Annotated in this window: 13 protein-coding genes; all 13 read left to right on the top strand. The window is 61.7% G+C overall.

The annotated features are described in order from the left end of the window. Positions 1-31: 31 nt before the first annotated feature. The 13 genes from pqqE (at position 32) to IFT66_RS11530 (ending at position 15,156) form a co-directional block, all read left to right on the top strand. Positions 32-1,123, top strand: a complete 1,092-nt coding sequence (gene pqqE, locus IFT66_RS11590) for a pyrroloquinoline quinone biosynthesis protein PqqE (protein WP_342344774.1) — start codon at positions 32-34, stop codon at positions 1,121-1,123. Between the two features lie 191 nt (positions 1,124-1,314). After that, a complete protein-coding gene (locus IFT66_RS11585; protein ID WP_192077676.1) occupies positions 1,315-2,844 on the top strand; it encodes a sugar ABC transporter ATP-binding protein in 1,530 nt (509 codons plus the stop codon). Continuing rightward, positions 2,841-3,839: an ABC transporter permease gene (locus tag IFT66_RS11580; protein WP_192077675.1), complete on the top strand. Its 999-nt coding sequence runs from the start codon at positions 2,841-2,843 to the stop codon at positions 3,837-3,839. Before IFT66_RS11585 ends, IFT66_RS11580 begins: the two co-directional genes overlap by 4 nt. 228 nt (positions 3,840-4,067) lie before the next feature. Continuing rightward, complete coding sequence (locus tag IFT66_RS11575) at positions 4,068-5,033, top strand: substrate-binding domain-containing protein (protein WP_192077674.1); 966 nt, start codon at positions 4,068-4,070, stop codon at positions 5,031-5,033. Positions 5,034-5,262: 229 nt separating this feature from the next. Next, positions 5,263-6,318: a sugar phosphate isomerase/epimerase family protein gene (locus tag IFT66_RS11570; protein WP_192077673.1), complete on the top strand. Its 1,056-nt coding sequence runs from the start codon at positions 5,263-5,265 to the stop codon at positions 6,316-6,318. A gap of 150 nt (positions 6,319-6,468) precedes the next feature. After that, entirely contained in the window at positions 6,469-7,656 is a 1,188-nt protein-coding gene (locus IFT66_RS11565) for a Gfo/Idh/MocA family protein (protein ID WP_192077672.1), read from the top strand. 290 nt (positions 7,657-7,946) lie between these two features. Further along, on the top strand, positions 7,947-8,198 hold the full coding sequence (locus IFT66_RS11560; protein WP_092659709.1) for a type II toxin-antitoxin system Phd/YefM family antitoxin: 252 nt from the start codon (positions 7,947-7,949) through the stop codon (positions 8,196-8,198). A 1-nt stretch (position 8,199) separates the two neighbouring features. After that, positions 8,200-8,472: a Txe/YoeB family addiction module toxin gene (locus tag IFT66_RS11555; RefSeq protein ID WP_062461172.1), complete on the top strand. Its 273-nt coding sequence runs from the start codon at positions 8,200-8,202 to the stop codon at positions 8,470-8,472. Between the two features lie 159 nt (positions 8,473-8,631). Further along, positions 8,632-10,008 carry a GH1 family beta-glucosidase gene (locus tag IFT66_RS11550; protein ID WP_192077671.1) on the top strand — a complete coding sequence of 459 codons (1,377 nt, stop codon included), beginning with the start codon at positions 8,632-8,634 and terminating at the stop codon, positions 10,006-10,008. Positions 10,009-10,303: 295 nt separating this feature from the next. Further along, a complete protein-coding gene (locus tag IFT66_RS11545; RefSeq protein WP_113167550.1) occupies positions 10,304-11,338 on the top strand; it encodes a methionine ABC transporter ATP-binding protein in 1,035 nt (344 codons plus the stop codon). Next, complete coding sequence (locus IFT66_RS11540) at positions 11,328-11,996, top strand: methionine ABC transporter permease (protein ID WP_192077670.1); 669 nt, start codon at positions 11,328-11,330, stop codon at positions 11,994-11,996. The genes IFT66_RS11545 and IFT66_RS11540 overlap by 11 nt, the downstream gene beginning before the upstream one ends. A 43-nt stretch (positions 11,997-12,039) precedes the next feature. Next, positions 12,040-12,816 carry a MetQ/NlpA family ABC transporter substrate-binding protein gene (locus IFT66_RS11535; RefSeq protein ID WP_062461166.1) on the top strand — a complete coding sequence of 259 codons (777 nt, stop codon included), beginning with the start codon at positions 12,040-12,042 and terminating at the stop codon, positions 12,814-12,816. A 204-nt stretch (positions 12,817-13,020) separates the two neighbouring features. Beyond that, positions 13,021-15,156 (top strand): bifunctional diguanylate cyclase/phosphodiesterase, encoded by a 2,136-nt coding sequence (locus IFT66_RS11530; protein WP_249406452.1) that lies wholly within the window; start codon positions 13,021-13,023, stop codon positions 15,154-15,156. Positions 15,157-15,167 lie beyond the last annotated feature (11 nt).

Here is a 15,167-nt window from a genome sequence, read left to right as displayed (position 1 = left end):
CAGAACGAGCGAATGGACCGACCGGGACGGCGTGACGGGTCGTATCCGTGTCCCGGCACCGATCGCCATGCTTGCGGAGCTGACGCATCGCTGTCCGCTGGCCTGCCCCTATTGCTCCAATCCGCTGGAGCTCGAAGGGATCAGCACCGAGCTTTCCACGCAGGAATGGATCCGGGTGTTTCAGGAGGCAGCAGCGCTTGGCGTGCTGCACCTGCATCTCTCGGGCGGCGAACCGGCATCGCGGCGCGATCTGGTGGAGCTGACGGCGGCTGCCGCCAAGGCCGGGCTCTATACCAACCTGATCACGTCCGGCATCGGCCTCAACGAGAAGCGCATCGCCGAGCTGTCCGCAGCCGGGCTCGACCATCTGCAGCTCTCGATCCAGGGCGCGACGCCTGTTCTGGCCGACAAGGTGGGTGGTTACAAAGGCGGTTACGATCGCAAGATTGCGGTGGCCGAGTGGACGCATGCGGCCGGCATTCCGCTCACCGTCAATGCCGTCTGCCACAAGCAGAACATGGACGAGCTGGGCGCCATGCTCGATCTCGCCGTCGAACTCGGCGCGCGCCGCATCGAGATTGCCACCGTGCAGTTTCACGGCTGGGCCGAGAAGAACCGCAAGGCGCTGATGCCGACCAAGGAACAGGTGCTGCACGCCAATGCGTTCGTCGAAGAAGCCCGCAAACGGCTGGAAGGCATCATCGTCATCGATTATGTGCCGGCCGATCACCATTCGACCTTTCCGAAGGCCTGCATGGGCGGCTGGGGACGCACCGGCCTCAATGTGACGCCATCGGGCAAGGTTCTGCCCTGCCATGCGGCCGAAAGCATTCCGTCGCTCAACTTCGAGACTGTGCGCGACATGTCGCTGACCGACATCTGGTATGACAGCCAGGCCTTCAACGCCTACAGGGGCGATAGCTGGATGCCGGACCTCTGCCGGTCCTGCGATCGCAAGGGCGTCGATTTCGGCGGTTGCCGCTGCCAGGCGATGGCTCTCGCCGGCGATGCCGCCACCACCGACCCGGTCTGCATCCTGTCGCCGCTGCGGGGCCTTCTGGTCGAGCAGGCGGAAATCGACAGCCGCGCCGAGCCCCCTGAATTCGTCTATCGCGGCCGCTAACGCCACTTCCGGTGGTGTCGCGAATGTGAACGAAGCTCATGAGCTGAAACTGCTTTACGTACCTCAAATTCTTCGATAGCCTGAAATTCAGGGAGGAATTTCAGTGCATCACACCACTTGCGAGGAGGCAGGTGTTGTGGGCGTGCCGCGTTGCGGCTGCTTCACGACGCTTCTGATTTTGAGGCCGGTGCATGGTTGATGCGCCCGGGCATACGGCTGCGCCTCTGCTCGATGCGCGCGGCCTTTCAAAGACGTTCGGCATTGTCGAAGTCCTCAAGGATATCGAGCTCACTGTTCGTGCCGGAGAGGTCCACGCGATCATCGGCGAAAACGGCGCCGGCAAATCCACATTGATGAAGATCCTTGCCGGCAACCATCAGCCGACAAGCGGCGAACTTGCGATCGACGGACAGGTCGTCAGCTTTTCGGGGCCGGTCCATGCGGAAAAACACGGCATCGTGCTGGTGCATCAGGAGATCCTTCTCGCACCGGATCTGACGGTGTCGCAGAACATCTATCTCGGACGCGAGGTTCGAAAGGGCATCGCGCTTGACGACCGTGCGATGAACACGGGCGCCGCAGAGGCGATCCGCGATCTGGGCGCCGATATCGATCCCGAGACCATCGTCTCGCGGCTTTCGATCGCGCAGCGCCAGCTGGTGCAGATCGCGCGGGTCCTGCTGGTGCCGCATCGCATCGTCATCTTCGACGAACCGACGGCTTCGCTGACGCCGCACGAAACCGAAGCGCTGTTGAAGGTCATCACCGATATCCGCGCCAAGGGCGTCGGCGTGCTCTACATCTCGCACCGGCTGCCGGAGGTAAAGGAGATCGCCGACCGCGTGACGGTGCTGCGCGACGGGCGGCTGGTCGCTTCGCACCCGACAAGCGAGCTGGAACCGGCCGACATGGCGCGGCTGATGGTGGGTCGCGACGTGGCAAAGCTCTATCCGGACCGGCAGGCGGCCATCGCGCCCGAAACGGTGCTCGAGGTTAAAGGCTTCGACGTGCCGGGCTATGCCCGCAATGCCGGTTTCACCCTGCACAAGGGCGAAATCCTCGGCTTTGCCGGACTGATCGGCGCCGGTCGCACGGAGCTCATGGAAGGGCTTGTCGGGCTTCGACCGGCCAAGGGCAAGGTGACGCTGCGGGGCCGGCCGGTTCAGTTTACCGACGTACATTCGAGCCTCAAGGCGGGCGTCGCCTATCTCTCCGAGGATCGCAAGGGCAAGGGCTTGCTCTTGACCAAGGACCTCACCGTAAACCTGACGCTCGCCTCGCTCGGCAAGTTCATCCGCGGCCTGCAGATCGATCGCAAGCGGGAAGCGCAGGCGCTCGACAAGGCGATCGAGGATTTCGACATTCGCACCGGCACGAAGACGATCCTCGCGGGACAGCTTTCCGGCGGCAACCAGCAGAAGCTGCTGCTTGCCAAGATGATGCTGCTCGATCCGCAGGTCGTCATCATCGACGAGCCGACGCGCGGCATCGATATCGGCAACAAGGAACAGATCTACAAATTCATCGCCGCTCTGGCTGCGGAAGGGCGCTCGATCATCGTCGTCTCTTCCGAAATGCCGGAGCTGATCGGCATCTGCGACCGCATCCTGGTGATGCGCGGCGGCCGGATCGTCGGCGAAGTTCAGGGAGACCACATGACGGAAAACGAGATCGTCCAGCTTGCAACCGGTGTCAATGTCGGCGCGGGGGAGGCGGCATGAGTGCGGTCGTAACCGAGACGAAGGCGCCGAAGACTTCGCGCGACTTGGACATGGCGGCCATCGCGCCGTTTGTGGCGCTGGCGCTGCTTCTGGTGCTCGGCTATTTCGCCAACCCGAATTTCGTGTCGCTGGCCAACCTCACCAATGTCATCACCCGCAGCGCCTTTATCGCGGTGATCGCGCTTGGGGCGACCTATGTGATTTCGGCCGGGGGACTGGATCTCTCGGTCGGAGCGATGGTCGCCTTTGTCGCGAGCCTGATGATCCTGTTCATGAATTCCGGCGTGATTGCAGATCCGATGCTGATGCTGATGGCCGGCATGGCGGTGGCGCTGGTTCTGGGGGCTGCCTGCGGGCTGGCGAACGGGCTTATCACCACGCTCGGGCGGATCGAGCCGTTTATCGCGACGCTCGGCACGATGGGCATCTATCGCGGCCTGACGACCTGGCTTTCCCAGGGCGGCGCGATCACGCTCAAGGACCGGCAGTTGCAGCAGCTTTACCGGCCGGTCTATTTCGGCGACGTGTTCGGCGTGCCGATCCCGATCATCGTGATCTTCGTGACGGCGGCACTTGCAGCCTTCGTGCTCTACCGCACCCGCTACGGCCGGCACGTGATCGCCGTCGGGTCGAACGAGGAAGTGGCGCGCTATTCGGGCATCTCCGTCAACAAGGTGCGCACCATCGCCTATGTGGTGCAGGGGCTCTGCGTGGCTGTTGCTGTCATGATCTACGTGCCGCGGCTGGGATCGACTTCCGCGACGACAGGCATCCTGTGGGAGTTGCAGGCGATCACCGCGGTCGTCGTCGGCGGGACGGCACTTCGGGGCGGGGTGGGTCGCATCTGGGGCACGATCTGCGGCGCCTTCATTCTGGAAATCGTCGGCAACATCATGATCCTGTCGAACTTCGTGTCGGAGTATCTGATCGGGGCGATCCAGGGCGCGATCATCATCATCGCCATGCTGGTGCAGAGGTCGCTGATGCGAAAGTAAGAGGTTACGGGATCCCCTCCGGCCTGCCGGCCATCTCCCACAAGGGGGAGAAGACTTGCCGCAGTCGCCTGCCTCGATCGAGTGTTGGCGATAGCTGCTGGATTAAGCCCGCCCCCTTGTGGGGAGGGCGGGGAGGGGTTTCGGGTCGCTGAGACCAATGGTTTGGCCGGGCCTCTGGGGCGGGTCCGGTTTCGGGAGGATGACCCCTTAAACTCTGGGAGAGAGAACATGCATAGAAGAACATTCGGTCTCGGCGTTGCAGGTCTTGCAGCGTCGGTTGCCGCCGCACCAAGCCTCGGGCTTGCACAGGAGGCGAAGAAGGTCACGATCGGCGTGTCCATTCCGGCGGCCGACCATGGCTGGACGGCTGGCGTGGTGTTCCATGCCGAACGCGTCGCGAAACTTCTGATGGCCGAGCACAAGGGGCTCACCATCATCGTGAAGACTTCGGCGGATCCGGCGAGCCAGGCAAACGCAGTGCAGGATCTCGCGGTACAGGGCATCGATGCGCTCGTCATCCTGCCGAGCGATCCGGATCAGCTGGTCACCGCGATCCAGCAGGTGAAGGACGACGGCAAGTTCGTGGCGCTGGTCGACCGTGCACCATCGGTCAACGACAACACCATCCGCAATCTCTACGTGGCCGGCAACAACCCGGCGCTTGGCGAAGTGGCCGGAAAGTATATCGCCGAGAAGACGCCGGAAGCGCAGGTCGTCGTGATCCGCGGCCTGCCGATCCCGATCGACCAGCAGCGCCAGGACGGTTTCGACAAGGGGATTGCCGGTTCCAAGGTGAAGGTGCTGGAGCGCCAATACGGCAACTGGAGCCGCGACGACGCCTTCAAGGTGATGCAGGACTTCCTGACCAAGCATCAGAAGATCGACGTGGTCTGGTGCCAGGACGACGACATGGCCGTCGGTGTGCTGGAGGCGATCGAGCAGGCCAAGCGCACCGACATTCAGTATGTCGTTGGTGGTGCCGGCTCCAAGGACATGATCAAGCGCGTCATGGACGGCGACAAGATGATGCCGGTCGACGTGCTCTATCCGCCGGCGATGGTGGCAACGGCCATGCAGCTGACGGCGGCCAACTTCTACGATCAGGTCCCGGTCAGCGGCAACTATATCCTCGACGCCACGCTGGTGACGAAGGAGAATGCGCAGAACTTCTACTTCGCCGACTCGCCGTTCTGAGATCACCAAGGCGAGAGGGGGCGTTTGTCGCAAGACGCCCTCTTTCCTCGCGTCATCCCTGTGCTCGTGACAGGGATTCAAGCCAGCCCAAGTCGCTGGGCTGAAGAAAATTGCTCTGACCCGACGGAAATCGGGTCACTGGATTCCTGTGACAAGCACAGGAATGCCGGAGAGTTTGCGGAACGCACCGAGCCCGACATCGAGGGCGGCATATCGGAAAGGAAACACCATGAAGACGATCAAGGGTCCGGGCATTTTTCTCGGTCAGTTTGCCGGAGACAAGGCGCCGTTCGACAGCTGGGACGGCATCACCAAATGGGCGGCCGACAAGGGTTATCTCGGTGTGCAGGTGCCGACCTGGGCTGGCCAGCTGATCGACCTCAGACAAGCTGCCTCGTCGAAGGATTACTGCGACGAGTTCGCCGGTGTCGCCCGCCAGAACGGTGTCGAAGTGACCGAATTGTCCACCCATCTTCAGGGGCAGCTGGTCGCCGTGCATCCGGCCTATGATGACGCCTTCGACGGCTTCGCTGCGCCGGAAGTGCGCGGCAATCCGAAGGCACGTCAGGAATGGGCGGTCGAGCAGGTGAAGATGGCGATCACAGCCTCGAAGCATCTCGGCATCACGGCGCATGCCACCTTTTCCGGCGCGCTCGCCTGGCCCTACATCTATCCGTGGCCGCAGCGCCCGGCCGGTCTGGTCGAGACCGCCTTCGACGAGCTTGCCCGCCGCTGGACGCCGATCCTCGATCATGCGGACGAAAACGGCGTCGACGTGTGTTACGAGATCCATCCCGGCGAGGACCTGCATGACGGCGTCACGTTCGAGATGTTCCTGGAGCGGGTGAAGAACCATCCGCGCGCCAACATGCTCTACGATCCGTCGCACTACATCCTGCAATGCCTGGATTATCTCGACAATATCGACATCTACAGAGACCGGATCAAGATGTTCCATGTCAAGGATGCGGAGTTCAATCCGACCGGGCGGCAGGGCGTCTACGGCGGCTTCCAGAGCTGGGTGAACCGGGCCGGACGGTTCCGTTCGCCGGGTGACGGCCAGGTGGATTTCGGCGCGATCTTTTCCAAGATGGCGGCCAATGATTTCGACGGCTGGGCCGTGGTCGAATGGGAATGCGCCCTGAAGCATCCCGAAGACGGAGCCCGCGAAGGCGCGGAATTCGTCAAGCACCACATCATCCGCGTGACGGAACATGCATTCGACGACTTTGCCGCCGGCGGCACGGACGAGGCGGCCAACAGGCGGATGCTGGGGCTTTCATAGAAACCCCTCCCCACAAGGGGAGGGCTTAACCTGCCGCACCCTTCGGTCATGACCCGAGACGTTGCGGAGGGGTCTCTCCCCCTTGTGGGGGAGATGGCCTGCAGGCCAGAGGGGACTTTCCCCGCAATGAATTTCCAAGGAGACATCATCGTGACCATCGAAGCCAAGGACGAACAGACACGCGCACCCCGTATCCGGCTCGGCATGGTCGGCGGCGGATCAGGTGCCTTTATCGGCGCGGTGCACCGGATGGCGGCGCGGCTGGATGACCGGTTCGAGCTTGTCGCCGGCGCGCTTTCCTCGACGGCGGAGAAATCGGCGGCATCGGGGCGGGAACTCGGGCTTGATACGGACCGAACCTACGGCTCCTATGAGGAGATGGCGAGCCGCGAGGCGGAGCGTGAGTACGGCATCGAGGCGGTGTCGATCGTCACGCCGAACCATGTTCATTTCGATGCCGCCAAAGCTTTTCTCAAGCGCGGTATCCACGTCATCTGCGACAAGCCGCTGACCTCCAACCTTGCCGACGCGAAGGCGCTGAAGCAGGTAGCCGACGAGAGCGGCGCACTGTTCATCCTCACCCACAATTACACCGGCTATCCGATGGTGCGCCAGGCCCGCGAGATGGTCGAGAGTGGCGTGCTCGGCGATATCCGTATCGTCCAGGCGGAATATCCGCAGGACTGGCTGACCGAGGCGGTCGAACAGACCGGCGCCAAGCAGGCGGTGTGGCGTACCGATCCGGCCCAATCGGGTGCCGGCGGCTCGACCGGCGATATCGGCACGCATGCCTATAACCTTGCCTGCTTCATCACCGGCTTGACGCTCGATAGCCTTGCCGCGGATCTAGACAGTTTCGTTGAGGGCCGCCGGCTCGACGACAATGCCCATGTCATGCTGCGCTTCGCGGCAAGACACGGCGAGAAGCCGGCCAAGGGCATGCTCTGGTGCAGCCAGGTGGCGCCGGGCCACGAGAACGGCCTGAAAATCCGCGTCTACGGCACCAAGGGCGGCATCGAATGGGTGCAGGCCGATCCGAACTACCTGTGGTTCACGCCGTTCGGGCAAGAAAAGCGGCTGATCACCCGCAATGGCGCCGGTTCCGGCGCCGCTGCTGCGCGTGTCTCCCGCATTCCATCGGGTCATCCGGAAGGTTATCTCGAAGCCTTTGCAACGATCTACACGGAGGCGGCACTGGCAATTCACGCCCACCGGACGGGCGCGAAACTGGACGAGGCGGTTATCTATCCAACCGTCGACGACGGCGTGAAGGGCGTCGCCTTTGTCGAGGCCTGCGTGGAGTCGTCTCGGAACAATGGTGCTTGGGTGAAGGTGTAAAGACTTGGTGGGCGGCGTCTGCCCCTCACCCTAACCCTCTCCCCGTAGACGGGGAGAGGGGACGTGGCTCGATCGGGGCAAGGCGCGTGCGGCAAAGGACCTTCTCCCCAACTGCGGAGAGAAGGGTCCGCAGGACGCAGCCGGATGAGGGGCCTGGGGAAGAGGTGGCGGCACCCGGATAGGCGTTGGAACCCTCGCCGCGGCCGGATCTACCTCCAGTGTCAGGAGCCCAATATTGACATTTCCATTCAATCTGTACAGATATATGTACATTCTGAGAGGAGAGCATTGTGGCCCACGTTCGTTTGACCGAGTTTAGGCAGAACATTGCGACCCACTTCGACAACGTGATCGCCTCTCGCGCTCCTTTGCTGGTCACGCGTCAGGGGTCAGAGGCGTTGGTTCTGATTGCTGAGGGCGAATACGAGAGCATGCAGGAAACTCTGCACCTTCTTTCCACTCCAGCGAATTCTGATCGGCTGCGCGAGAGTATTGCGCAGCTTCGCGGAGAAGAGCTGATCGAAAAAGACCCGACTCTCTGACATGAACCTTCTCTGGACGGGAAACGCCTGGGAAGAGTACCAATACTGGCAAAGCGTCGATCAATCGATGGTCGAGAAAATCAACGAGCTGATCAGGGATACGAAGAGATCGCCCTTCAAGGGGCTTGGAAAACCGGAACCGCTGAAGGGCAGTCTCTCCGGGTTCTGGTCGAGGCGCATTCTTGGGGAGCATCGACTGGTGTATTGTGTGTCGGGTAAAGGAAGCACCCAGCAACTTCAAATCATCCAGTGCCGTTTTCACTATGAGAGATAGTATAGAGCGTACTTAAGACGATAATCGCGAACGAGCTCGTCGCGCTGAACGGGTTTTCGCGCTCCAAAACCTGTACAACGGGCGGGCATTTGGGTACACGTCGCTGCTATGACGGCCGGGGTCATTGTCTCGGTCGCACCTCCATATGGCGGCATCCTCATGACTGATCCCAAAATTCTCGCAGCCCGCTTCCCGGGTGACTTCACGTTTGGCGTTGCGACCGCGGCCTACCAGATCGAGGGATCGACCAAGGCGGATGGCAGGAAGCCGTCCATTTGGGATGCGTTTTCCAACATGCCGGGGCGGGTTCACAACCGCGACAATGGCGATATCGCCTGCGATCACTACAATCGCTGGGAAGCGGATCTCGATCTGATCGCGGACATGGGCGTTTCCGCCTACCGGTTCTCGCTGGCGTGGCCGCGGATCATTCCTGAGGGCACCGGCCGGATCAACGAGCAGGGGCTCGATTTCTACGACAAGCTGATCGACGGATTGAAGGCGCGCGGCATCAAGGCCTTCGCGACGCTCTATCACTGGGACCTGCCGCTGGCGCTGATGGGCGACGGCGGCTGGGCCGCGCGATCGACTGCCTACGCCTTCCAGCGCTACGCCAAGGTGGTGATGGCGCGTCTTGGGGACCGGCTGGATTCGGTTGCGACATTCAACGAACCGTGGTGCTCGGTGTGGCTGAGCCACCTCTACGGCGAGCATGCGCCGGGCGAGCGCAACATGGAGGCGGCCCTTGCCGCCATGCACCACACCAATCTCGCGCATGGACTGGCGGTCGAAGCGATCCGGCATGTGACGCCGAATGTGCCTGTTGGTCTCGTCCTCAACGCACATTCCGTCATTGCGGGTTCCGATAGCGCCGAAGATAGCGCTGCTGCCGAGCGTGCCTTCGACTTCCACAACGGCGCCTTTTTCGGCCCGGTGTTCAAGGGCGAATATCCGGCGTCGCTGATGTCGGCGCTTGGCGATCGGATGCCGAAAGTGGAAGACGGCGATCTTGCCGTCATCAACCAGAAACTCGACTGGTGGGGCCTCAATTATTACACGCCGATGCGCGTTCTTGCCGATACCGCTGAGGGTGCGGAATTCCCGGCAACGCAGCCTGCGCCCTTCGTCGAAACGGCGGTGACCGATATCGGCTGGGAGATCTGTGCGCCCGCCATGAAATTGCTGGTCGAGGATCTCTACCGTCGCTACGACCTGCCGGAATGCTACGTCACGGAAAACGGTGCCTGCGACAATACCGATCTTGGCGCCGACGGCACAATCGATGACACGATGCGGCTTGACTACTATGTCGAACATCTCGGCGTCGTCGCGGATCTCGCCCGCGACGGTTATCCGATGAAGGGCTATTTCGCGTGGAGCCTGATGGACAATTTCGAGTGGGCCAAGGGCTATCAGATGCGGTTCGGCCTCGTCCATGTCGACTATCAGACGCAGGTTCGCACGATCAAGCAGAGCGGCAAATGGTATCGGGATCTGGCTGCAGAGTTCCCCAAGGGTAACCACGCACCGGCTTAATTTTGCGCTGCGTAGAAGATTTTTTCTCGTTTTCGCCGAATTTGAAATCTCATCCCTGTAAAATGTGGCGCAGGCGGGGCATTGATGCGCCATCAATAACGAGGCCTCCCGGCTTCATCGAAAGCCGATCGAATGCTCCGCAAAGTCACCTGTCATCGAATGTGCCGCCTGGCTGCATGAATTGAGACGGCGACCCTTGTCGCCGGGATGACCTGACTGAACGTGTGAGCTTATCATGACACTTGTTACTGCCGTGGCCGATGCCGCTTCGCCTGACGTGGCGAATGCTGCGCCCATGGTGTCGTTCGAAAAGGTGGTGAAGCGGTTCGGCGGTGCGTCCGGGCAGCCCGAATTCACCGCGCTCGACGGTATCGATTTTTCGGTCGCCCGCGGCTCCATCGCCGGTATCATCGGCCGATCCGGGGCCGGAAAGTCGACTCTGATCCGGCTGGTCAACGGGCTTGAAAAGGCGACGTCCGGCACGGTCGTGGTCGATGGCGTCGAAGTGGGCGGGCTCGGCGAAGATGGTTTGCGTTCGCTGCGCCGCCAGGTCGGCATGATCTTCCAGCATTTCAATCTGCTGTCCTCGCGAACCGCGTTCGACAATGTGGCGCTGCCGCTCGAGATTGCCGGTGTGGACAAGGCGGCGATCAAGGCCAAGGTCGGGCCTCTGCTCGATCTCGTCGGTCTCGGCGACAAGGCCGGGCGTTACCCGTCCGAGCTGTCGGGTGGGCAAAAGCAGCGCGTCGGCATTGCCCGCGCGCTGGCGACCGATCCGAAACTGCTGCTCTCAGACGAAGCCACCTCGGCGCTCGATCCGGAGACCACGCATTCGATCCTTGATCTTCTGAAGCGCATCAACGCCGAACTCGGGCTGACGGTGCTTCTGATCACGCACGAAATGGAAGTGGTGAAAACGGTCGCCAGCCATGTGGCGGTGATCGATGCCGGTCGCATCGTCGAGGCCGGGCGCACGTTCGAGGTCTATGCCGATCCCAGGCACGAGACGACGCGCACGCTGCTTGCCTCTTCGCTCAACCTGCCGGAATGGCTGCGCAACGGCATCAAACGGCAACCATCGGCGGGGGACCGGGCGCTGGTGCGGCTGGTGTTCTTCGGCGACACGGCTTTCAAGCCGCTGACGGGACGTCTGGTTGCCGAACTGGGCGCCGACGTCAACATTCTGGCGGGCGCGATCGAGGAGATCGCCGGCGAGCCTTTCGGATCGCTGGTCGTTTCCTATTCCGCCGACCCGGCCGTGATGGCGCGGGCGCAACAATTCTATGCCGAGACCGGCCTGAAGACGGAGGTGCTCGGCTATGTCGCTTGAGATGCTCATCAACCTTCTCACCAAGGCGCTGACCCAGACGCTGCAGATGGTGGCGATCGCCGGCTTGATCGGCTCGGCCATCGGGCTGCCGATCGGCATTTTTCTTGCCACCAGCGGCCGTGGCGAGCTGTTTCCGGCACCGGCGACCAACCGCGTCATCGGCCTCATCGTCAATGCCGCGCGCTCGACGCCGTTCATCATTCTGGTCGTTGCGATCATACCGTTTACCCGGTTGGTCACGGGGACCTCGATCGGCACCAATGCGGCGATCGTGCCGCTGACGATCGCCACCATTCCGTTCTTCGCGCGTCTCGTGGAGGCGGCCATCCGGGAGATCGACAGCGGGCTGATCGAAGCGGCCCGCGCCATGGGGGCTTCGCCGATGCAGATCGTCTTCAAGGTGCTGCTGGCCGAAGCTCGGCCCGGCCTGATCCTCGCGCTCACCATGACCATGGTCAGCCTGATCGGCTATTCGGCGATGGTCGGTGCGGTCGGCGGCGGTGGTCTCGGCGATCTCGGGATCCGCTACGGCTATCAGCGCTTCATGCCGGAAGTCATGCTTGCCGTCGTCGTGGTGCTGATCGTTCTGGTTCAGCTGGTCCAGAGCGCCGGCGACAGTCTGGCCCGACGGTTCGACAGGCGCAACCGCAAGACCTGATCAACAACAAGCCATTCATTCTTTCAAATCCAAGGAGACAGACATGAAGAACATCATTCTCGCGGCCGCCTTCAGTGCGCTCACTGCCGCATCGGCCTTTGCCGAAGACATCAAGATCGGCGTGACGCCCGGTCCGCACGCGCAGATCATGGAAAAGGTCAAGGAAATCGCAGCCCCCAAGGGCCTCAACATCGATATCCTCGAATTCTCCGACTATGTCGTCCCGAACCAGGCGCTGGCTGATGGCGAGCTTCAGGCCAATTCCTTCCAGCACAAGCCGTATCTCGACAATCAGGTGACCGACCGCAAGTTCGACCTGATCGCCGTCGGCACAACCGTCAACTTCCCGATGGGTGTCTATTCCAAGAAGGTGAAGAGCCTCGACGAACTGAAGGAAGGTGCTACGGTTTCGATCCCCAACGACCCGACCAATGGCGGCCGCGCGCTGCTGATCCTGGCCGACAAGGGTCTCATCAAGCTCAATGCCGACAAGGGCCTCAAGGTAACGCCGGCCGACGTCACCGAAAACCCGAAGAAGATCGAATTTGCCGAGCTCGACGCAGCTCAGCTTCCGCGTTCGCTCGATGACGTCGATGCGGCCGTGATCAACACCAACTTCGCGGTCGAGGGTGGTCTCAACCCGGCCAAGGACACGATCGCCAAGGAAGGCGAAAAGGCACCTTACATCAACATCATCGCGATCAACGCGAAGGACAAGGATGCAGCCTGGGTCAAGACGCTGGTCGACAGCTATCACAGCCCTGAGGTGAAGCAGTTCGTGCTCGACACGTTCAAGGGCGTCGTCATTCCGTCCTGGTAACACGTCGAAAGACGGTAGGATCTCAGAGTGAAGTGATCTAATCGAGGCCGGTCTCCGCGGAGACCGGCTTTTCTTATTGAAGTTAACGATATCTGAAGAGATCGCCGTCCAATGTGGCCCCCTTAATGAAGGGGCGGGCTATTGTTGTTCATGCCGTCACATTTCCGGCGTTCCGTTCCGGCCGGCCGTCGGTCTGTCGTGGCGATGCAACTTGTCCTGTTCGCAGTCGTCGTCACGCTCGTGACCGTCTTCATTCTGACGGCCGTCGGCCGCATTGCAGATTATGCCAACCGGTATGACGACAGCCGCTCGATGCAGACCACCGAAGGCGCGCTGCAGACCTTCCGAACCCAGCTTCAGGCCACCCTCAACGATTATTCGGCATGGGATGATGCTGCCCAGTTCGTCTATGCCCAGGACGGCCAGGATTGGGTTGTCAGCAATTACGGCGATATGACGTCCAACAGCGGCCTGTTCGATATCGCGATCGTGATGGACACCGAGCGCAACGTGCTGATGTCCTATCAGGAGGGACGTCCGGCGGAATGGAACCCGCGCGAGTATTTCGATACGTCGCTCTGGACCTTGTTCGATCGGGTCCTGTCCACGGGTCGCGACGGTCTGCCGGAAGCCACGGGCTTTGTTCAGACACGCGACGGCGTTGCGGCTGTCGGCGTCGCCCTGGTGCGCGAAAAATCCGGCGCGCTCGACAAGCCGCTTTCGGAGAGACGGTTTCTCGTCTTTGCCCGCCAGCTGGACGAAAAGAAGGTGGCGGAACTTGCAAGGACCTATGTTGTCGAGGGTTTGCGGTTCATCGACAAGACCGATCAGACCAGCAACAGTGTCGAACTTCGCAACCTGCACGGCAAGCTTTTGGTCAAGCTTTCGTGGCAGCCGCGGCGTCCGGGCGACCTCGGCTTCTCCCAGGTGCAGCCTCTGGTCTATGGCGCGCTTGCCATGGTCGGGCTGTTTTTCCTGCTGCTCGTGGTCAGTGGCAGCATCACCCTAAACCAGCTCAAGCGCGACGAAGCCGATGCGAGACGGCTCGCGATGTGCGACCGGTTGAGCGGGCTTTTGAACCGGTCAGGTTTCTTTACCGCTCTCGACGCCCTTGTTCTCGAAAGCCGGGCGCAGGGCGCGCATGTTTTGCTTCTCTATCTGGATCTCGATGGCTTCAAGGAGGTCAACGATGCCTATGGTCACGGGACCGGCGACAAGCTGATCCGCGGCGTGGCGGCCGGGTTGAAGACGCTTGTTGGCAGCGAGGCGATCCTGGCGCGCGTTGGCGGCGACGAATTCGCTATCGCTCTTCCGGTGATGGGGGCATCTCCGGTGGCACCTATTCTCTGCGACCGCATTCTCGGCTTCTTCGGCGAGCCCTTCGTCATCGGCGAACGGGTGGCTGTGATCGGAACCAGTATCGGTGTCGCCATCTCGCCGCGCGGCAACGTGCCGGGAGAAGAGCTTGTCCGTCGGGCCGACATGGCGATGTACCGTGCCAAGGAAACCGGCCGCGGCCGCTATGAGAATTACCGGCCGGAAATGGATGCCGAGCGCGAGGAGCGCAACCGGCTGGAAGTGGACCTGCGGATCGCCATCGAGCGGCGCGAAATCAACATCGTCTACCAGCCCGTGGTGGATGCGACGAACTGGCGGCTGATCGGCGTCGAGGCGCTGGCCCGCTGGACCCGCAAGGGTTACGGACCGGTGCCGCCGGATGTGTTCATTCCGATTGCGGAATCAAGCGGACTGATCGACCAACTGGGTCTGTTCGTCATGCACCGGGCCTGCGAGCGCATCGCCGACTGGCCCGGCATCAAGCTTGCCGTCAATATCTCGCCCGGCCAGTTCCGTGATCCCGAATTTTCGCAGCATGTGGCCTCGATGTTCCGCAAGACCGGAACCGATCCGTCGCGCATCACGCTGGAAATGACCGAGGGGTATTTTATTCAGAACCCAGACCGCGCTCGCGCAGCGATTGCCAGGCTGAAAAAGCTCGGGGTCGAGATCGCTCTCGACGATTTCGGCGCTGGTTTTTCAAGCGTCGGATATCTGCGGCAGTTCGGTTTCGACCGGATGAAGATCGATCGCTCGCTGGTGCATGCAATGTCCGAGGGTGACCACGCGGTTCAGACGTTGCAGGCGACCGTGGCGCTTGCCCGTTCGCTCGGCATGCCGGTGACGGCGGAAGGCGTCGAGAGCGAGGACCAGGCGTTGAAGTTGCGGATGACGGGCTGTGATGAATTGCAGGGCTATTTCTTCGGTCGGCCGATGGAAGCCCATGAGATCGACGTCATCTACCGCACCGACCGGGGACGGGACGGAAAGCGGATTGCCTGAAAACGTCTCAG

Origin of the sequence: Rhizobium sp. CFBP 13726, assembly GCF_014841925.1 — a bacterium.
Classification (GTDB): domain Bacteria; phylum Pseudomonadota; class Alphaproteobacteria; order Rhizobiales; family Rhizobiaceae; genus Neorhizobium; species Neorhizobium soli.
Note: the sequence above shows the minus strand (reverse complement) of the source record. Positions and strands in the feature narration are given on the sequence as shown.

Excerpts from the sequence above, each read along its gene's own strand:
- IFT66_RS11550 (WP_192077671.1), top strand. The coding sequence starts at position 8,632 with ATGACTGATCCCAAAATTCTCGCAGCCCGCTTCCCGGGTGACTTCACG.
- IFT66_RS11580 (WP_192077675.1), top strand. The coding sequence starts at position 2,841 with ATGAGTGCGGTCGTAACCGAGACGAAGGCGCCGAAGACTTCGCGCGAC.
- IFT66_RS11535 (WP_062461166.1), top strand. The coding sequence starts at position 12,040 with ATGAAGAACATCATTCTCGCGGCCGCCTTCAGTGCGCTCACTGCCGCA.
- IFT66_RS11575 (WP_192077674.1), top strand. The coding sequence starts at position 4,068 with ATGCATAGAAGAACATTCGGTCTCGGCGTTGCAGGTCTTGCAGCGTCG.
- IFT66_RS11530 (WP_249406452.1), top strand. The coding sequence starts at position 13,021 with ATGCAACTTGTCCTGTTCGCAGTCGTCGTCACGCTCGTGACCGTCTTC.
- IFT66_RS11545 (WP_113167550.1), top strand. The coding sequence starts at position 10,304 with ATGGTGTCGTTCGAAAAGGTGGTGAAGCGGTTCGGCGGTGCGTCCGGG.
- IFT66_RS11555 (WP_062461172.1), top strand. The coding sequence starts at position 8,200 with ATGAACCTTCTCTGGACGGGAAACGCCTGGGAAGAGTACCAATACTGG.
- IFT66_RS11570 (WP_192077673.1), top strand. The coding sequence starts at position 5,263 with ATGAAGACGATCAAGGGTCCGGGCATTTTTCTCGGTCAGTTTGCCGGA.
- IFT66_RS11585 (WP_192077676.1), top strand. The coding sequence starts at position 1,315 with ATGGTTGATGCGCCCGGGCATACGGCTGCGCCTCTGCTCGATGCGCGC.
- IFT66_RS11540 (WP_192077670.1), top strand. The coding sequence starts at position 11,328 with ATGTCGCTTGAGATGCTCATCAACCTTCTCACCAAGGCGCTGACCCAG.